This window comes from Nonomuraea sp. B5E05 (genome assembly GCF_039880665.1).
Lineage (GTDB): Bacteria > Actinomycetota > Actinomycetes > Streptosporangiales > Streptosporangiaceae > Nonomuraea.
Window position 1 is genome coordinate 116469 of record NZ_JBDPMJ010000006.1, and the last position, 18908, is coordinate 135376.

Genomic DNA, 18908 nt, shown 5'->3' on the forward strand with positions numbered 1-18908 from the left:
GAGCAGCGAGGAGATCCCCCATGACGACGATGCGGGCAGCGGTCCTGCGTGGAATCCGCCACCTGGCGATCGAAGAGCGCCCCGTCCCCGAGCCCGGCCCCGGCGAGGTGCTGGTTCAGGTCAACGCGGTGGGCGTCTGCGGCTCGGACGTGCACTACTACCAGCACGGCCGCATCGGCGACTTCGTGGTGGAGCGGCCCATGGTGCTCGGCCACGAGTCCGGAGGCGTCATCGCCGGCGTGGGGCCCGGCGTGGACGCCTCACGGATGGGGCAGCGGGTGTCCGTCGAGCCCGGCGTGCCCGACCTGACCTGCCCGGAGTGTCTCGCCGGCCGTTACAACCTGTGCCCGGACATGAGGTTCTTCGCGACGCCGCCGATCGACGGCTCGCTCGCCGGTTTCGTCACCGTGCACGCGGCCTTCGCCCATCCGGTACCCGACTCGATCTCGGACGACGCGGCGGCGCTGCTGGAGCCGCTGTCGGTCGGGGTCTGGGCCTGCCGCAAGGGCCGCGTGGACGCGGGAAGCCGCGTCCTGATCACCGGCGCCGGACCGATCGGGCTGGTGGCGACACAGTGCGCCCGCGCCTTCGGCGCCACCGAGATCGTGGTCGCCGACCTGAACCCGCACCGGCTCAAGCTGGCCGCGGACCTGGGCGCGACCGCCACGATCAACGTCGCGGACACGCCCATGAACGAGGCGGGGGTCGAGCCCACCGTGCTGCTGGAATGCTCCGGCCACCCGGGCGCCACGAACGACGCGCTGCGCACCCTGAGCAGGGCGAGCCGCGCCGTGCTGGTCGGGATGGGCGACGACGGGCTGCCGCTGCCGCTCACCTTCGTCCAGAGCCGCGAGATCGAGGTCACGGGCACGTTCCGCTACGCCAACACCTGGCCCACGGCCATCGCGCTCGCCGCCTCCGGACGGGTCGACGTCGACAGCCTCGTCACCGGTCACTTCCCCCTCGCGGAGTCGGAGGCGGCGCTGCTCGCCGCCGAACGCGACCCGCTCGCCGTCAAGTCCGTGATCGACCCCCAGCAATGACACGCAGGCGCGCTCGCCCGTCGCGACTGAAGGGACAACCCCGATGACCCGTCTGTACGACGACCCCAGCACCTTCACCGACGACATGCTCGCCGGTTTCCTGGACGTGCACCGCGACACCGTGACCGGCGTGCCGGGCGGTGTCGTACGCGCCACCGAGACGCCGCCGGGCAAGGTCGCGGTCGTCGTCGGCGGCGGCTCCGGGCACTACCCCGCCTTCTGCGGCGTTGTCGGGCCCGGGTTCGCCGACGGCGCCGTCGTCGGCAACATCTTCACCTCGCCGTCGGCGCAGGACGCGTACGCGGTGGGCAGAGCCGCCGCCGGCACCGCCGGCCTGCTCTTCTCCACCGGCAACTACGCCGGCGACGTCATGAACTTCACCCTCGCCCAGCAGCGGCTGAGCCAGGAGGGCATCGACACCCGCGTGGTGTTCGTCACCGACGACATCGCCAGCGCGCCCGAGTCGGAGATCGGCGACCGCCGGGGGATCGCCGGCGACTTCGTCGTGTTCAAGGTCGCAGGAGCCGCCGCCGAGGAGGGCTACGACCTCGACGCGGTCGAACGGGTCGCCCGCCACGCCAACGCCCGCACCCGCACGCTGGGAGTGGCCTTCGACGGGTGCACCCTGCCCGGCGGGGCCGCGCCGCTCTTCACCGTTCCCCAGGGGCGCATGGGCGTGGGCCTCGGCATCCACGGCGAGCCCGGCGTGGGCGAGGACGCGCTGCCGACCGCCGCGGACCTGGCCCGGCGCCTGGTGTCCGGCGTGCTCGCGGAGAAGCCCGCCGGTTCTGGCGATCGGGTGACCGCGATACTCAACGGCCTCGGCACCACGAAATACGAGGAGCTCTTCGTCGTCTGGCGTACGGTGGCCCGGCTGCTCGCGAAAGAAGGGCTCGAGGTCGTCGCGCCGGAGGTGGGCGAGCTCGTCACCAGCCTGGACATGGCCGGGTGTTCCCTGACCCTGGTCTTCCTCGACGACGAGCTGGAACGGCTGTGGTGCGCGCCCGCCGACACCCCGGCCTTCCGCAGGGGCCGCGTGGAAGCGCGTGCGGAGTTCCGCCGCAGGGCGGCGGCGCCCGGTGACGCCGGGTCGCGCGATCGCCTCGACGGGCGCCCGGACGACCTGGCGGGGGCCGGGCGCTCAGCCGAGCCGTCTGTGGCCGCGCCTCCGCCCGGCTCGCCCGCCTCCCGCGCCTGCGCCCAGGTCGCCGTCTCCGCGCTGGAGGCGATCGCCGCCGCCATGGCAGGGGCCGAGGCCGAGCTGGGCCGCATCGACGCCGTGGCCGGCGACGGCGATCACGGGCGCGGGATGGTCAAGGGCTCGTCCGCCGCGTTCGCCGCCGGCCGTGCGGCGGCAGGAGCGGGCGCCGGGGCGCAGTCGGTCCTGCTCGCGGCGGGCGAGGCGTGGGCCGCGAAGGCCGGCGGCACGTCAGGCGTGCTCTGGGGCGCCGTCCTGTGCGCCGTCGGGCGAGGGCTGGGCGACGACCGGGAGAAGATCACCGGTTCCGACGTCGCGGACGCCGTCGCGGCAGGGTTGAAGGCGCTGCTCGACCTCGGGAAGGCGCAGCCCGGCGACAAGACGATGGTCGACGCGTTCGTCCCGTTCTGCGAGGCGCTGACCGAACACGTCGGTTCCAGGGCGGAGCTGCCCGCCGCCTGGCGGGAGTCCGCGCGGGCGTGCGAGTCCGCGGCCGAGGCGACCGCCGGCCTGCGTCCCCGGGTGGGCCGGGCGCGTCCCCTCGCCGAACGCAGCGTTGGGACCCCGGACGCGGGCGCGACGTCGTTCGCCCTGTGCGCCCTCGCCGTCGCGGACGTGCTGGAGCGCGCCCGCTGAGCCGTACGAAGAGGAAGGGATGGGGGCCATGCCTCACCAATGGCGGATCATCGTCGGTTCCGACGATGCCGGCCTGGAGTACAAGAACGTCCTGAAGGCCGACCTGGCGGGCGACGCCAGGGTGGCCGAGGTCGTCGACATCGGGGTCGGGGCCGACGACTCGACACCGTACCCGCACATCGCCGTCACGGCGGCCCGCATGGTCGCCGCCGGCGAGGCCGACCGCGCGCTGCTGGTGTGCGGCACCGGGCTGGGCGTCGCGATCAGCGCCAACAAGGTGCCCGGCATCCGCGCGGTGACGGCGCACGACAGTTTCTCCGTCGAACGCTCCGTGCTGAGCAACAACGCCCAGATCCTCTGCTTCGGGCAGCGGGTCGTCGGCCTGGAGCTGGCCCGCCGCCTGGCGAGCGAATGGCTCGGCTACCGCTTCGACGCCAACTCCAGCTCGGCGGCCAAGGTCAGGACCCTGCTCGACTACGAGTCGGGACACGACCTGGCCGACCAGGCCGAGACGTTGCGCCTGGGCGAGGAACTCGTGCACTCGTCCCTCGTCACCGGCGACGAACAGGACAAGCAGGCCGTACAGACCAACAGCGAGGAGCAGTGCTCATGACGACGGCAGCGGAGATGGACCTCGACCTCACGTTCGGGCTGCAGGGCAGGGTGGCGCTGGTGACCGGCGGCGCGTCGGGCATCGGCGCGGCCATCGCCGCCACGTACGCGGCCAAGGGAGCCCGGGTCGCCGTGGTCGACATCGACCACGAGGCCGCCGGGGCGAGAGCGAAGGAACTCGGGGCCGGCCACACCGGGTTCGCGTGCGACGTGGCCGATCCGGCCTCGGTCAGGTCGGCGACCGGCGCGGTGGTGGACGCCTACGGCCGCATCGACATCCTGGTGAACAGCGCCGGTGTCGCGATCCTGGCCCCGGCCGAGGAGCTCGACGTCAGCGCGTTCGACCGGACGATCGACATCAACCTCAAGGGCACGTTCCTGATGTGCCAGGAGGTCGGCAGGCACATGCTGGCCGCCGGCGGCGGCAAGATCATCAATATGGCGTCCCAGGCCGCCACCGTGGCCCTGGACCAGCACGCCGCGTACTGCGCCTCCAAGTTCGGCGTGGTCGGCCTGTCGAAGGTGCTCGCCTCCGAGTGGGCGGGGCGCGGGGTGACGGTCAACACCATCTCCCCCACCGTGGTGCTCACCGACCTGGGGCGCAAGGCGTGGGAGGGGCCCAAGGGCGACGCGTTGAAGGCACAGATCCCCGCGGGCCGCTTCGCCCGTCCCGAGGAGATCGCCGCCACGGCGCTGTTCCTCGCCTCGGACGGCTCCGACATGATCAACGGCGCGGACATCCTCGTGGACGGCGGTTACACGATCCGCTGACCGGTACGAAGCTCCCCCGAGCGGAAGGGCCCTGTGTCCGGCCGGCGGCTGGAGGAACCACCGTCAGCGCGCGATCGTTGAACGGACAGGCGGACCCACCGAGTTTCGGGAGTTCAGCGTGGAGATCACCGGCATCATTTCCGGCCTCATCATCGGCATCGTGATCGGCGCACTGGGGCGGCTGGTCATTCCGGGGCGGCAGCGCATCCCCATTTGGCTGACCATCGTGATCGGCGTGGTCGCCGCGCTGATCGGCACGGCCATCGCGGCGGTTCTGGGGGTCGCCGACACCGGCGGCGTCGACTGGATCGAGCTGGGCATCCAGGTCGCCCTGGCCGCGCTCGGCGTCTCGCTGTCGGTCGGCATGTACGGCAGACGCCGCAAGTGACGCACGGGACGACGGGCGGCGCACCCGCAGCCGCCCGTCGTCCACGCCCGCCGGGGTCAGTTGCGGCCCGCCTTGAGCTTCGCCGCCGTTTCGACCGCGCGCCGCGCCTGGTAGCGGCCGCTCTCCAGGGCGGGCTCGCCGGGCGCGCCGTCACCGCCGACGTGGGTCGTGCCGTACGGCGTGCCGACCTGGAACTGGATGGAGTGGGTGTATCCGGGCGGGACGATGATGCCGCCCCAGTGGTAGAAGATCGTGTACAGCGAGAGCAGGGTGCTTTCGTGGCCGCCGTGCCGGGTGCCGGCTGAGCCGAAGGCACCGTAGACCTTGTCGGCCAGCAGCCCCTTCTGCCAGGCCGGGCCGGTCGTGTCGATGAACTGCTTGAGCTGGCTGGCCATCGCCCCGTACCTGGTGGGCGTGCCGAGCAGCACCACGTCGGCCCAGAGCAGGTCGTCCACGCCGGCCTCGGCGACGTCGCGGGTGCTCTCGACGTGCTCGGCCCACTGCGGGTTGCTCGCGATGGCCTGGGGCGGGGCCAGCTCGGTCACCTTGCGCAGGCGTACGTCGGAGCCGGCCTTCTCCGCCCCCTCGGCGAGAGCGGTGGCGAGCTTGTGCACGTTGCCGGTCGCGCTGTAGTAGATCACGGCGGTCTTGACGGGTTCGGACATGGTCTTCCCTCACTGTGTGGTGCGGATCAGCGGCCGGCGGGCCGGCCAGGTCAGTGCCAGCACGCTGGCGCAGGCCAGCGCCGTGGCGAGCGCGACGGCCAGGCGCATTCCCTGCGGGTCGTAGCCGGAGAAGGCCCAGACCCCGGTGGCCAGTGCCGGGCCGAGAGCCACGCCCAGCTGGCGGGCCAGGCTCGTCGTGGCGGCGGTGGTGCCGAGCAGGTGCCGGGGCGTGTCGGCCATGGCCATGGCCTGGTCGGGGCCGGCGAACAGGCCGGCGCCCGCGCCCGCGACGGCCAGCCGCCAGGCCAGGTCGGCCGGGCCCCAGTCGGAGCCGAGCGGGATGACGAGCGCGAGCCCGGCGGTCACGACCACCGTCCCGAGCCAGGCCACCCGCACGGGCTTCCAGCGGTCGGCGAGCGCGCCGCCGACCGGCCCGGTGAGCAACATCGCCACGGGGAAGGCCAGCATCGTCAGCCCGATCTGGGCCGGCGGGACCGCCGCGACCCGTTGCAGGTGGAACGGGATCAGGAACTGCACGGCCATCACGGCCGCCATCTCGGCGAGCAGCGCCAGGTGCGGTGCGGCCACCCCCGGTGAGCGCAGCAGGTCGACGACCGGGCGGCTGCCCGGCAACCGGAGCCACACCAGCACGAACGGCACCGCGACCGCCGCGAGCGCGACCCAGCCGGCGCCCGATCCGCCGGCGAGCGAGAGGGCGAGCAGCAGCGCCACGGCGGCGGCGCCGAGCAGCCCTGCCTCGACGGCCCAGACCCGGTCGGGCAGGCGTGGCCGGCCGCCCGGGGGCAGCTGCGTCATCCCTATCGCGATCACGAGAACGCTCGCGGGCACGTTGAGGTAGAAGATCCACGGCCAGCCCAGCGTCTCGATCAGCAGGCCGCCGAGCACCGGGCCGCTCATCCCGCCCAGCGAGCCCAGGAGCAGCACCAGGGACATCGCTCTGCCGCGGGCCTGCTCGCGTACCGCGATCGTGGCCAGGAGGGAGATCAGCGCGAGCAGCACGGCGCCGAACGCGCCCTGCGCGGCCCGTGCGGCGATCAGCCACGCGATGCCCGGAGCCAGCCCGACCAGGGCACTCGCGGCGCCGAAGCCGGAGACGGACAACACCAGGGCGGTACGCGGCCCGACGCCGTCCAGCCAGCGGCCGCTCGGCACGGTCAGGGCGATGAGGGGCAGCGTGTACGCCAGCACCACCCACTGGGCGAGGCTGGGCCCGATGCCCATCCGCTCCTGGATGGTGGGGATGGCGACGTTGACGACAGTGGCGTCGAGCTGGGTCATGAACACGGCGATCCCGCTCGCGGCCACGAGCCACCACCGGTCCCGCGAGGTCTCCCCGGCCATCCGCCCGATCCTCCGAACTTCTCATGCTGTGCAGTTTGGAAACTACACAGCATGAGAAGTTAAGTGCAAGAGAAACCGGAGAAGACGTCCTGGAACGAGGGTTTCCCGGCCGCCGACCAGGTGCGGCTCAGCGGACGAACGTCGACTCGTAGACCGCGAGCAGATGCTCCAGGACCCGCTCCTCCGGCCAGCCGCGATCGACCATGATGCGGTCGAACAGGTCGGTCGAGATCAGGCTCCAGAGCATGTCGGCCGCCGTGTCGGCGGTCCAGGGAGACGCCAGCCGGCCCTCGTCGGCGAGCCGGGCGGCGATGCGGCGGCAGTTGTCCATCTGGGCGGTCGCGACCGTCCTCCTGTGCCGGGCGGCGTCGGGGTCCTGGGGATCGACGCGGTCCAGCGCGTGGTTCATCGCGGTCAGCCGCGGGTGATAGCGGACCAGGTGGCGCACCCACGCCCGCAGCGCCTCGGTCGCGTCGGCGGCCTCCCAGACCCCGGCCAGCGACTCGGCCAGCCCTTCCTGGCCGGCCACATAGCCGAACAATGCGGTGACCAGGTCGGTGCGCGAACGGAAGTGCAGATAGACCGCGCGCCGGGAGACGCCGGCGCGCGCGGCGACCTCAGCCATGGTCAGGGCGTCGAAACCGTCGCTCTCCAGGATCTCCCTGGTGGCTGCGAGCAGGGCGTCGCGGGTGCGCCGGCTGCGCGCGTTGTGCGGGTCGTCGATCGCCGGTGGCATGGCCGCCCCTCCTAATAACTGCGCATCATGTGCACTTTACTCGGCGCCCCACCCGCCCGCACGACGAACGACGGGCGGCGGGGGCGGCCTTGGAGCAGGGCGGGCTCGCCGACGCAGAGGAGCGGCCGGGTGGTGCTCCCGGCGCGGCGACGGTGAGGGCGGCGACGGGACCCACGCCAGATCCTCGCGATCATCGTTGCGCCTGGCCTTTCCTCGTCGGACGGCCGGACGGCCTGGTCCCAGGCCGCCCGTGCGGGTGCGGTCATCGTGCCATGCGCCACGCGAGCAGCACTTCCTGTTGATCGGCCCGGTCACCGTCGGCCGGTGAGCCGATCACGGAGCAGTGGGCTGTGCGCGCGTGGCCAGGTCGAATAGGGCCGTCAGTTCTCTGGCGTAGTCGTCCAGGTCGAGGTCAGGTGCACTCTGCAGCAGGAACGGCAGGCCGTCGATGCTTCGCTGGATGGTCGTGGCCATGACGAAGGTGTCGAAGTCGCGGAACTCGCGGGTTTCCTGGCCTCTGCGCAGGATGCCCTCGACGTGGCCGATGGCGCCGCGGTCGTCGGAGGCATCGTAGGAGCGACTGCCGCCCTCGATGTCGCGGAAGTTCAGGAAGATCGACATCAGGGCCTGCATCTGGACGCGATGGTCGGCGATGAACTCGATCACACCGGTGATGTACGCGCGCAGTTCGCCGCGTGCGTCAGAATGGCCAGTCAGGCGTTCGGCGATGAATCGGCCGAGCAACCCGTAGACCTCGGCCACAACGGCGCTCATGAGCTCGGCCTTGCCCGCGAAATGGTAGGAGATCAGGCGGGTGCTGCTCAGGCCGGCGCGTTCGGCAATCCTGGCGAACGTGGCCTGGCCGTAGCCGAGTTCGGCGATCGTGTCGATGCTGGCAGCGATGATCTGCGCGCGGCGGGCGGTCGCCGTGAAGGTGTGATGGGCATCAGGTCCTGCTTGCACAGGTAATGGTATCCGGATTGATCGGCCACGGACAATAACGCGCCCGACGCCGTGCCTAGCCGATCACCGTCCCGCTGGAGTCGGCGTTGACCGTTCGCCGGCGGGAGAACGCCCCGAGGTCGACCGTGAGACCGGTGTGCCCACCGCGGTACTGCACCGGGTGGCTGTCGTGGTCGTGCCCGTTCTCCACGGCATCGACGATCGCCGCCATGAAACGCCCGGCCACGGGTGCGTTCTTGAACTGGTTGCCGCTGGTGCCGATCGCGACGTAGAAGCCGTCGAGCGAGGTGCGGTCGTAAAGGGGAGTCCAGTCCGTCGAGACGTCGTACACACCGGCGACGCCGCTTGGCCGCGCCGGCACACTGAGGTGGGGAAAGCGCCGTGCGGCGCGTGTCACCTGCGCGTCGAAAAGCGCCGGGGTCGGGCGGAGGTTCGCCTCGTCCGGATCGTCCAGCCACTGCATCGGGTCGCATTCCGGCTCGGTGCCACCGACATAGAGCCCGTTGCCGGGTGCGCCGCGCAGATATGTGCCCAGGTCCAGGTCCGCGATCACTGGTCCGGGCCGGTCGCCGTGGTTGAACTTGGGGGGTGCGGTCACGAAGTGCACCTCTTGACGCATCGGACGGGTCGTGATGGTGAAGTCGTCACCGACGCCTGCCATCTGGTTGAAGGCCGACGACCACGGTCCCGCCGCATTGACCACGATGGGCGCGTCCACCTGTTCGCCGTTCGCCAGGCCGACGCCGGCGACCCGGCCGCCGCTTCGTCGTACGGCAGTGACCTGACTGCCGTACACGAACCGCGCACCCGCATGGCCGGCGGCGTCAGCGAGGTTGACCGCAGCCAGCGTCGGATCGTCCACCCAGCCCGCGTCCGGGGTCCACAGGGCGCCGAGTCGCTCCGTGGGATCTGCCCAGAACGCGTCGTCGTCGAGCCTCTTGGGTGGCCAGAACCGGCTCGCGTCGAGTCCCGGGATCCGCTCTGCCAGCAGGGACGCATCCCATGTCTCGTAAGGGATGCCGGCCCGGTCGAACAGCGGCACCACCCTCTCCTTCGGCGCCACGTCGACATCGAGGAACACCATGCCTGTCCGCCAGAACCGGGCCATTCCCGCCTGGTCCACGAACCCAAGGTGGTCCGGCCAGCTCTCCCAGCAGTGCCGGGCCTCCCACGCCGCGGCGACGCCAGGAAAGGTCGAGTAATTGAACCGGATGACCGCGCTCGATGCGCTCGTCGAGCCCTGCCCCGGCCCTCCGAGACGATCGACGACGACGACCCGGAAGCCGGCGCGAGTAAGTTCGAGAGCCGTCGACGAGCCGATCACGCCGGCACCGACGACGACGACATCCGCGGTGATAGTCACCATGCCATCCTTGCCCGATGCGGCGCCCGGCCGTCACCGTCACCTGTCGAAGAAGGGAGCCCATGGCCGCGGCACCGGATCGGCGCGCCGTACCCAGCCGTCACCGCAGTGGCTGCCCGGCCAGTCTGGCGACGTGGTCGGGAATGGCCGTCGCGGTGCGGAGCTTGGGGTCGGACAACGGCTCGCCCCAGGCCTGTGTGAGGGGTAGCACCCCGGCCCAGATAGGACGGTCGTAATCGCCGACCTCGCCGTTCGGCGGACCTTGCCGTACCTTCACCGAGGCCTCGTCCAGTGGAAGGGCGATGACCAGCGTTGCGGCCAGCTGCTTGCGGGTGGGGGCGTCCAGCGTCGCGCCGCGTCCCGGCACGAGCTGGTCGGCCGCGGCGCGCAGCCCCGCCACCTGCTCGCGCTGGTCGGTGACGAGCCGCCCCCGGCCGTAGATCATCACGGAGCGGAAGTTGACGGAGTGGTGGAACAACGAGTTCGCCAGGACGAGCTCGTCGACGTCCGTCACCGACACGCAGAGCTCAGCGCCGTCCCTCGCGGCGGTGAGCACCTGGTTGGCGACGGATCCGTGCAGGTAGAGGGTGTCGTCGATCCGACCGTAGACCATCGGTATCACCCGCGGGCCTCCCTCCACGACTGCGCCGACGAAGCACATCAGACCGTCGTCCAGGATCGCCTTGAGGTCGGCGCGGTCTGTCCGACCGCGCTCGGGAAACCGGCGCAACCGTGTACGGCTAGTTGCGGACAATGGGCGCGCTACCTCATCCATAGCAACCTCACACACTAGGTTTTGTATGTAGCATTGCACATGACTGGGCGCCGGGAAAGGGTCTGTTCTCCTCTTCAAGAAGTACGCAGCGGACCGCGAGGCCGAGGCCCCGCCACCATCACGTCATCCCGGCGGCAGGACGATGCGGCCTCGCCGATCGATACGTGGAGGGCGGCTCGTCAGGAACCGGCGGCCTTCTCGGCGGGCCAGGCACGTCGGGAGCGCAGGATGTGATGCTCGACGAGTTCCTCGGTGCGCGGGCGGTCCCGGTCTCTGATCGCTTTCATGATCTCGAGATGCTCGTGGGCCGAGCCGGCCAGGCCACCGCTGGCGGCGAGCTTGCTCACGTCGAAGATCCGGGTCTGGTTCCTGAGCTTCTCCACGATGCTCACGAGTCGAGGGTTGCCGGACAGCGCGAGCAGGCCGAGATGGAACTCCTGGTCGTTCTCCAAGTAGGTCTCGTAGTCGCCACTGCCGGCCAAGTCCGGCAACCGGGCGGCCAGGTCGAGCAGTCGAGGCAGGTCGTCGTCGTTGCGCGACTCGGCGATCTCTCCGCTCGTCGGCACCTCAAGGAGCACTCGAAGCCTGAGAATGTGGTCAAGATCCTGAGGGGTGAGGTCGACGACGCGATAGCCGCGGCTGCGGACCGCGACGACCAGGCCCTCGCTCACGAGATCCAACATGGCTTCCCGCACCGGTGTCGCGGACACACCCAGCTGACCGGAGAGAGCGGAGACCGAATACAGCACCCCCGGTGCGATCCTGCCGGTGAAGATCGCCCTTCGAATCGCGCGCGCCGCCTGTTCGCGGAAGCTCGTCGACGAGATGTTGCCGAGTTCGTTGGCCAACGTCAATCCCGCTCTATGTGTGCGTTATATGTTGTACAGCATACTTCACATAGCGGTTCTGCCCGGTTGGGCACCAGGTGGCTTGCGAGAGCACTCACGGTAACGCCACACCTGGATGCCGCCGAGCAGCCATACCGGATACCGCAGGCACATCGCCCACCGGTATGTCTCGGCGGGCGGGGAGGCGAAGCCGGCGTCGAGGACGATGCGATGGCGAGGACCACAAGTACGGACACGCCGAAGCCGCCGAAGTTCCACGCGGTATACCCCGCGCGTCCAGGCGGCGGAGGCGCCGATCGATGCCCGGCTGCCGCGCCGGCCTCGCCCCTGGGCGCCGCACGAGGACCGCACTGATCGCTCAAGGTCGATCCCGCTCCTCCACATATAATACATTACCTACTACATGTGCTATTTTAAATAGAAGATGCGCCACAGTCATGGAGGTTGAGATGAGCGTTCGTGTGTGCGTCGCCGGCGCCACCGGCTGGACCGGCCGCCCCGTCGCCGCAGCGGTCATCGAAGCTCCTGACCTGGAGCTGACCTCCGCCGTGAGCCGCTCCGCAGCCGGCAGCGACCTCGGCGCGGCATGGGGGCAGGACCCCATCGGCGTCCCCGTGCACGGCCGGCTGGCCGAGGCGCTCGACGACGTCGACGTGGTCGTCGACTACACCTCGCACGAGACGATCCGCGCCCACACCATCCTTGCCATAGAGCACGGCGTGCACGTGGTCGTCGGGTCGTCAGGACTGAGCGCGCACGACCTCGCGGAGATCGACGAGATCGCGCGCAGGGCCCGCGTCGGGGTGTTCGCCGGAGGCAACTTCTCGCTCGGCGCCACGGTTCTGACCCAGGCCGCGCTGCTGGCCGCACAGTATCTACGGACCTGGGAGATCGTCGACTACGCGTCGCAGAACAAGCCGGATGCGCCGAGCGGGACGGCCAGGGAGCTCGCCGAGCGGCTCGCCGAGCACGGCCCGCCCACGGTCGACCGTCCTGTCGCCGACACCGGAGGCCAGGCCGAGGCACGTGGCGCGACCGTGGCCGGCACCCAGGTTCACTCCCTGCGGTTGCCGAGCTACGAGCTGGCCACCGAGGTGATCTTCGGCGGGGCCGATGAGCGTCTGGTGATCCGGCACGAGAGCGGGCACAGCGCGGAGAAGTTCGTCGCGGGCACGCTGCATGCGATCAGGAGCGTGCCGGATGTCATCGGCGTCGTTCGCGGTCTGGACCCGGATGCCCTGGCCCAGCAGACGTGACGCATAGCCGGCTCCGCGGCGCAGCGGGGAATGCCGGGCTGTCGACAGCGTGGTTCGCTCAGGCGCGCGATGTCTCGATCCCTGCGCCGGACATCACGCCGTTCGGTCCGCGTCGCTGACCTCCCGTGACCGGGGTTCGACCGTCCCCGCGAGCAGCATGACCGGGTCGCCGACGCTGACCGGACCGGGGCGGACGACCTGGGCGTGCACGCCGAACGGCAAGGGCTCCGTCGCCGCCAGGTCTCCTCGGTAGGCCGCCAGGTGACGGAGTGTCTTGAGGTCCATGACACCCGTGTCCGCGTCGCGGGTCGTCGCGGCGCAACGGCCCACATGCCCGGCGATCCGCAGGACCGCCTCCCCCACTTGAAGGTCACGGCCGACCCATCGGTCCTCCTCGTGCGCGTCGAGGCCGGAGAACCCGAAGGTCATCCGGAAACGTCGGTGATCGATCGGCTCGGCCAGCCCGGCCACCTCACGCAGCCGCTCGAGCGAGGCCAGCGACAGCACGGAGACGACGCCCTGCCTGCGGTCGAACGACACCCACCCAGGTGGCGTGGCCATCAGGCGCAAGGAGACGCCGCAGTGCTCGGACAGCGCAGCCGAGAACTCGCCTTCGACCGGACGTGCGCGCAGTTCGGTGTCGAAGAAGCGCACTCGCGTCGCAGCACCCAGCCGCACCGTATCCGCCACCGAACGGCCGTCGGGGAAGCGCAGGGCGAGCCGGCCGGCCACTGGGTCATGATCGGGCACAACCGCCGCAAGGAGGCCGACACGCTTCATGCTGATCATCACGTTCCGGCCGTCGACGACGAAGAACGCCCTGTCGCCGGGCACGCCGTCGGCCGTCAGCCGCACCTCGCTGCGCGGGAGCAGACGGAGGCCCTTGACCGGCGCCACCGAGATCCAGTCGACCGCTATTCGCCGGCCCATGCCACCTCCACAATCGTCCTGGGAGTTCGCCGATCTCACGTGAGCCAGGTCCCCGTCGGCCGGGGTACGGACTCAATCAGCTTCTTCGTGTACTGGTCAGCCGGGCGTGCCAGCACCTCGTCGACGGGACCTGACTCGACGATGTCGCCCCGGTACAACACGTAGACGCGATCGACGATCTGACGGACCATCGCCAGGTCGTGCGTGATGAAGAGGTAACCGATGCCGCGGTCGCGGTGCAGCCTGGTGAGCAGGTTGAGGACCTGCGCCTGTGCTGACATGTCAAGCGCGGAAAGAGGTTCGTCGAAGACGAGGAGCTTCGGGCGGACCGCCAGCGCACGTGCGATGGCGACTCGCTGCCGCTGGCCGCCGGACAGGATGACCGGTTTGCGTTGTGCCAGCTCCGCGGGCAGGCCGACGGACTCCAGCAGCTCGGCGACCCGGGCCGAGGCGTCGGTCGCCGCCGGGTCGTGCAGCCTGACCACCTCCGTCAGGGCCGACCCGATGGTGCGCATGGGATTGAGCGACGCGTAGGGATCCTGGAACACCATCTGCACGGTGTGGCTCAGTCTGCGTCGGTCCCGGGCGTCCAGGCGAGACCCGGCGTTCACGGCGACTCCGTCGACGACGAGCTCGCCGGAGGTGATGCGCTCCAAGCCGACCAGCGATCGGGCGAGGGTCGTCTTGCCGGATCCCGACTCGCCGACCAGCCCGACGCTCTCGCCGTACCCGATCTCGAACGAGACGCCGGCAAGGGCCGGCGCCTGGTCACGGCGGCCGTCGAACACTTTGCGCACGTCACGCCCGCGAACGAGAGGCTCGCCCGATGGCGGCTGGGCCGGCGGGAGCGGCTCGGCGAGCTTCATGCGGGAGCGCAGGTGCGCCATCTCACCGTGGATCTCGCGTACACGGGTGCACGCGGACAGGTGGCTCGGCGCCACCTCGGTCAGTGGCGGCGTGCCGTTCCGGCAGGTCGGCGTCGACCAGGCGCAGCGCGGCTCGAACGCGCACCGGCCGGCGACGTCGTCGGGCACCGGCACCGCGCCCGGTATGCCGGTCAGCTCCGCCACGCGGCGGTCCACCGGTGGTTCGGAGGTCAGCAGTCCGTGGGTGTAGGGATGCATCGGGGTGCTCTCGAGCTCGGCGGCCGCCGCGACCTCGACCAGGTGACCCGCGTAAAGGACGTGGACCCGGTCGCACATGGCGAAGGCGACGCGCAGGTCGTGGGTGATCAGGATCAGCCCCATGCCTCGCGCGGCCTGGAGCTTTTTCAGCAGCAGGAGGATGTCTCGCTGCGTCGTGACGTCCAGAGCCGTCGACGGCTCGTCCGCGATGAGCACCTGCGGCTCGGACGCGATCGCGGCGGCGATGGCGACGCGCTGGCGCATGCCGCCGGAGAGCTGGAAGGGATAGCGATCCGCCACGGCTTCGTCCGTGATGCCCACCTCGGCCAGCCGCTCGATCGACTCGGCGCGACGCTGCCGCCTGGATGTGCCCCGGCCGGCGTCGGGCAGCGACTCCTCGATGACGCGACCGCACTTCATGACGGGATTGAGCATCGTGAAGGGGTCCTGCATGACGAAACCCAGCTCCGAGCCGCGGATCCGGCGCCATTGTCGTTCGGTCAGTTCGAGCAGGTTGCGTCCGCCGTAACGGATCTCGCCACCTGACACGAACACGGAAGGCGGGAGCAGCCCGACGGCGGCTCGGGCGGTCATCGACTTCCCGCTGCCCGATTCGCCGACGATGCCCACCGTCTCGCCGGCCGCCAGGGAGAGATCCAGCGAGGACACGATGGTCGTCGCCGTACCGCGTCCGGCTGCCTCGATGCGCAGCCGCCGTATTTCCAGCGCGGGCTCGTCCACGGATTCCACCTCGTTCATCGGCTGAGGCCTCGCTCGGACAGGCGTTGGTACACCCAGTCACCCAGCAGGTTCACGCACGTCGCGGTGAGGATGAGCAGGCATCCTGGCGCCACGACCGAAGCCGGGTTCTCGAACAGGTTCGTACGGTTCTCCGCGATCATGAGGCCCCAGTCAGGTTGGCCGGCATCCGCGCCGAAGCCGAGGAAGGACAGGCCCGACAGTGAGACGAGCGCCATCGCGAACACCAGGAAGGTGTTCGCCACGGTCACCGCGGACACATTCGGCCAGACATGGAAGAGGGTGAGACGCCACCACGGGACACCGAGCGTCCTGGCCGCCTCGACGTACGGGCGGGGCATCTGCTCGAGCGCGGCGCCGCGGATGACGCGCGCGTCGAACGGGACGAGCAGAACTCCGAGCACGGCGACGGCCACCCAGTAGCCTCCGCCGAGCGCTCCGATCACGACCACCGCGACGAGCAGGCCGGGAAGCGCGAGCATCAGGTCGACCCAGCGCATGATGACACTGTCGACCCACCCTCCACGGCATCCGGCGATCAAGCCGAGGGCGTTGCCGAAGGTCATCGACACCAGCGTGACGATCAGTGGTCCGAGGAGGGCGGCCCGCGCGCCGACGATGACCCGCGACAGGATGTCGCGCCCAAGCGCGTCCGTCCCGAGCCAGTGGCTCTCGCTGGGCGAGCTGAGACCGAGGGTGAGATTCGCGCCCATCGCATCGTACGGCGCCATGGACGGCACGAGGGCGAGCGCACATATGGCCGCGAGGAACGCGAAGCAGAGGCCGGCCGTCACATCCGACCGGTTGGCGGTGCCAGGCCGGCGGGGTGCCGCCCTCTCGCTGACTTCGGTCATGCCGCCCGCCTTCCAAGTCGCACCCGTGGGTCCACGGCTATGGAGAAGAGATCGGCGACCAGGTTCGCGCCGATGACGATGACGGCGACCAGCATCACCACTCCCTGGACCATCGGCACGTCCTTGGCGGCGACGGCCTGCACGAGCAGGCTCCCGATCCCCTGCAGCGAGAACGCGATCTCGACGAGGACGGCGCCGACGACGAACTGGATGAAGGTGAGCGCGCTGATCGTCGTGATGGGGATCAGCGCGTTGCGCCCCACGTAGCGGCAGAGCACGGTCGTGATCGACAGCCCACGTGCGCGCGCGAACACGACGTGATCCTGGTCGAGCACCCCGAGCATCGCGGCGCGGGTGTGCTTGACCAGGAAGGCCGTGCTGGAGGTGGCGAGTGCGAGCGCCGGCAGCGTGAGGTGCCACAACGTGTCGAGGAAATCGGTGCCCTGGCCGAAAGCGGGGAACACCGGCACGAGAATGGCGAAGGCGTACAGCAGCAGGAGCGCGGTCGCGAACGCCGGAGCACTGAGCCCGACGAGCGTCGACGCCACGATGGCGCGGTCGAGGATGCTGTTCCTTCGCAACGCTGCGAACAGGCCGAGCAGGACGCCGGCCACGGTCGTCAGGACGAAGGCGTAGCCGCCGAGGAAGAGAGAGACGCGCAGCCGTGCGCCCAGTTCATCGGTCACGGGCAGCGCCGTCTGGATGGACTGGCCGAAGTCCAGCGTGACGGCGTCCTTCACCCAGATCCAGTACTGGGTCAGGAGCGGCTCGTCGAGGTGGTGCTCGGCCCTGAGGCGCTGCAGTTGCTCGGGCGAGATCGATCCCTTGCCGCCTGCGAGGATCTGCTCGGCGCTTCCCGGCGAGAGGTACACCAGCGAGAACACCGCAAGAGAGATGACGGCCAGCAGCAGGCATGCCGCCACGAGACGCTTGAGCAGAAGGAAGGCCGTGCTCCGCAGGCTCATCGTCGTTACGCCTTCGCCTTGATCGACAGCGCCCATGGCTGGACCGAGTACATCTCGTCGAATTCTGGCCAGACGAACCGCTCGGAAAGGGCGACGTACCCCTCGAGCGAGTAGAGCGGCACGTAGGGCACGTCCTCCGACACTTGGTGCAGCAGGTCGCGGTAGATGGACAGGCGCTTCGCCGGGGTGTCGGTACGCAGGCCCGCCCGGACCAAGCGGTCGACCTCCGGCTTCGTGTAGTCGGCGACGTTGGTGCCGCCCTCGGTGGCGGCGGCCGAGTCCAGCAGGATGCCGGGATAGAAGCTCGGGTCGGGCACCGTGCCGCAACCGATCGGCATCGTGAAGACGGGGATGTCCGCACGGGGTCCGTAGAGCTGCTTGAGCCACTGACTGTTCGGCACCCTCTTGACGGCGATCCTGATCCCGATCTTGGCGAGGCTCGCTGCGAGCGCCTGGTTCGCGATGCTGGTCTCGGCCACGTTGGACGACGCGTTGATGGTCGCGCTGAAACCGCCGGGGTACGCCGAGCGGGCGAGCTCCGCGCGCGCCTTGGCCAGGTCGTACTCGTAGGTGGGGAGCGACTCGTAGAGCTTGTCCGCTGCCGCGGCGGGCACGGCGCCGTCCCACATGGGCCGGGGAATGAGCCGGGAGGTGGGAGTGACGTCGTCGCCGAGGGCTTTCACGATGCCTTCCCTGTCGACTGCGTGCGCGACCGCCCGCCGGACGTGGACGTCGCTCCACGGCTCCAGCTTCGTGTTCATGCTCATGACCATGGACGAACAGGTCGGCCCGCTGCTGACCAGCTTCGCCCCCGACACCGACTCGTACGAGCGCGCGTCGGCGGGGAACGCGACGTCGATCTCGCCGGCGCGGAACGCGAAGGCGGCGCTCGTGTCGTCGGCGAGGAACTCGATCTTGATCTGGTCGAATGCCGGTCGGCCGTTCCAGTAGTTGTCGTTACGGACCAGCTCGACGCCACGGGTGGCGGCGAGGTCCGCGAACTTCCAGGGGCCTGTGCCCATGACCAGCACACCGGGCTTCCCGTGGGAGTCCCCGTGTTTCTCGGCGAACGCCTTCTGGAACACGGGAGCCAACGTCGGCGTGTATTTCCAGCTGGCGTCGGGGTGTTTCAGCGTCACGCGCACGGTGTCGCCATCGTCGGCGGTGATGTCCTGCACGCTCGCGAAGAACGACGCCAGCTGCGACTTCGCCCGGCGCGCGTGGTTCATCGAGAACGCGACGTCGTCCGCGGTGAGTGGGGAGCCGTCCCAGAACGTGATCCCTGGCCGCAGGGTGTAGAGGTAGGTCGTCGCATCGGGATGCTCCACCGCTTTCGCGAGGTGTGGTTCGACTTCGCCGTCGGGGGCGACCCGCATGAGGCGCTCCACGCCGAGCGACGTCACGGTGAAGCCCACCGAGCTCGTGCTAGCGGTGTCGTCGAGGGTGCTCACCGTTCCGGTGAGTCCCACGGTCAGCACGTTGGTGTCTGCTTGGGATGCGCTGTTCGTGCAGCTCACTAAGCATGCTGACATCAGCGCCAGGCATGCCGTGATCATCCTGAGGCTCATGCTGCTCTCGACCTCTCTCCTTGCGCTCGGCGCGACAGAGACATGAATGGAGGACGTGGGGGATGCCGACGGGCGGCGGCCGCGGTCGGGTA

The 18908-nt window shown here is 70.2% G+C and carries 18 protein-coding genes; 6 read left to right on the plus strand and 12 right to left on the minus strand.

Annotation, left to right across the window (positions count from 1 at the left end; translation table 11 throughout):
- Positions 1-20 precede the first annotated feature (20 nt).
- The 5 genes from ABGB01_RS13395 to ABGB01_RS13415 all read left to right on the plus strand — a co-directional run bounded on the left by ABGB01_RS13395 (position 21) and on the right by ABGB01_RS13415 (position 4648).
- Complete coding sequence (locus tag ABGB01_RS13395) at positions 21-1043, plus strand: NAD(P)-dependent alcohol dehydrogenase (RefSeq protein ID WP_347773595.1); 1023 nt, start codon at positions 21-23, stop codon at positions 1041-1043.
- Between the two features lie 43 nt (positions 1044-1086).
- Positions 1087-2877, plus strand: coding sequence for a dihydroxyacetone kinase family protein (locus ABGB01_RS13400; protein ID WP_347773596.1), 1791 nt, complete (start codon positions 1087-1089; stop codon positions 2875-2877).
- 28 nt (positions 2878-2905) lie between these two features.
- Positions 2906-3490 (plus strand): ribose-5-phosphate isomerase, encoded by a 585-nt coding sequence (locus ABGB01_RS13405; protein ID WP_347773597.1) that lies wholly within the window; start codon positions 2906-2908, stop codon positions 3488-3490.
- Positions 3487-4260 carry a GolD/DthD family dehydrogenase gene (locus tag ABGB01_RS13410; RefSeq protein WP_347773598.1) on the plus strand — a complete coding sequence of 258 codons (774 nt, stop codon included), beginning with the start codon at positions 3487-3489 and terminating at the stop codon, positions 4258-4260. Before ABGB01_RS13405 ends, ABGB01_RS13410 begins: the two co-directional genes overlap by 4 nt.
- A 118-nt stretch (positions 4261-4378) precedes the next feature.
- A complete protein-coding gene (locus ABGB01_RS13415; RefSeq protein WP_347619807.1) occupies positions 4379-4648 on the plus strand; it encodes a GlsB/YeaQ/YmgE family stress response membrane protein in 270 nt (89 codons plus the stop codon).
- Positions 4649-4704: 56 nt separating this feature from the next.
- Here ABGB01_RS13415 and wrbA read toward each other — a convergent pair whose 3' ends face one another.
- From wrbA to ABGB01_RS13450, 7 genes are all read right to left on the minus strand, one after another.
- Positions 4705-5313: an NAD(P)H:quinone oxidoreductase gene (gene wrbA, locus ABGB01_RS13420; protein WP_347773599.1), complete on the minus strand. Its 609-nt coding sequence runs from the start codon at positions 5311-5313 to the stop codon at positions 4705-4707.
- A gap of 9 nt (positions 5314-5322) precedes the next feature.
- A complete protein-coding gene (locus ABGB01_RS13425) occupies positions 5323-6675 on the minus strand; it encodes an MFS transporter (RefSeq protein ID WP_347773600.1) in 1353 nt (450 codons plus the stop codon).
- Between the two features lie 127 nt (positions 6676-6802).
- Positions 6803-7411 carry a helix-turn-helix domain-containing protein gene (locus ABGB01_RS13430; RefSeq protein ID WP_347773601.1) on the minus strand — a complete coding sequence of 203 codons (609 nt, stop codon included), beginning with the start codon at positions 7409-7411 and terminating at the stop codon, positions 6803-6805.
- Positions 7412-7744: 333 nt separating this feature from the next.
- Positions 7745-8374, minus strand: coding sequence for a TetR/AcrR family transcriptional regulator (locus ABGB01_RS13435; RefSeq protein ID WP_347773602.1), 630 nt, complete (start codon positions 8372-8374; stop codon positions 7745-7747).
- A 55-nt stretch (positions 8375-8429) separates the two neighbouring features.
- A complete protein-coding gene (locus tag ABGB01_RS13440) occupies positions 8430-9740 on the minus strand; it encodes an FAD-dependent oxidoreductase (RefSeq protein ID WP_347773603.1) in 1311 nt (436 codons plus the stop codon).
- A 97-nt stretch (positions 9741-9837) separates the two neighbouring features.
- Positions 9838-10512, minus strand: a complete 675-nt coding sequence (locus tag ABGB01_RS13445; RefSeq protein WP_347773604.1) for a pyridoxamine 5'-phosphate oxidase family protein — start codon at positions 10510-10512, stop codon at positions 9838-9840.
- A 179-nt stretch (positions 10513-10691) separates the two neighbouring features.
- On the minus strand, positions 10692-11360 hold the full coding sequence (locus ABGB01_RS13450; protein ID WP_347773605.1) for a GntR family transcriptional regulator: 669 nt from the start codon (positions 11358-11360) through the stop codon (positions 10692-10694).
- Positions 11361-11809: 449 nt separating this feature from the next.
- Between ABGB01_RS13450 and dapB the strand changes: the two genes are divergently transcribed.
- Positions 11810-12616, plus strand: a complete 807-nt coding sequence (dapB, locus tag ABGB01_RS13455) for a 4-hydroxy-tetrahydrodipicolinate reductase (RefSeq protein ID WP_347773606.1) — start codon at positions 11810-11812, stop codon at positions 12614-12616.
- A gap of 93 nt (positions 12617-12709) precedes the next feature.
- Here the strand turns inward: dapB and ABGB01_RS13460 are convergent, their stop codons facing one another.
- Genes ABGB01_RS13460 through ABGB01_RS13480 form a run of 5 tightly spaced genes read right to left on the minus strand, consistent with a single transcriptional unit; the run spans position 12710 to position 18717 of the window.
- Positions 12710-13546 carry an MOSC N-terminal beta barrel domain-containing protein gene (locus ABGB01_RS13460; protein WP_347773607.1) on the minus strand — a complete coding sequence of 279 codons (837 nt, stop codon included), beginning with the start codon at positions 13544-13546 and terminating at the stop codon, positions 12710-12712.
- Between the two features lie 35 nt (positions 13547-13581).
- The gene (locus ABGB01_RS13465) at positions 13582-15429 is read right to left on the minus strand and encodes an ABC transporter ATP-binding protein (protein ID WP_347773608.1); all 1848 of its coding nucleotides are present in this window, start codon (positions 15427-15429) and stop codon (positions 13582-13584) included.
- Positions 15426-16283, minus strand: coding sequence for an ABC transporter permease (locus ABGB01_RS13470; RefSeq protein ID WP_347773609.1), 858 nt, complete (start codon positions 16281-16283; stop codon positions 15426-15428). The genes ABGB01_RS13465 and ABGB01_RS13470 overlap by 4 nt, the downstream gene beginning before the upstream one ends.
- Positions 16280-17248 (minus strand): ABC transporter permease, encoded by a 969-nt coding sequence (locus ABGB01_RS13475; protein ID WP_347773610.1) that lies wholly within the window; start codon positions 17246-17248, stop codon positions 16280-16282. The genes ABGB01_RS13470 and ABGB01_RS13475 overlap by 4 nt, the downstream gene beginning before the upstream one ends.
- 5 nt (positions 17249-17253) lie before the next feature.
- Positions 17254-18717, minus strand: coding sequence for an ABC transporter substrate-binding protein (locus ABGB01_RS13480; protein ID WP_347773611.1), 1464 nt, complete (start codon positions 18715-18717; stop codon positions 17254-17256).
- Positions 18718-18908 lie beyond the last annotated feature (191 nt).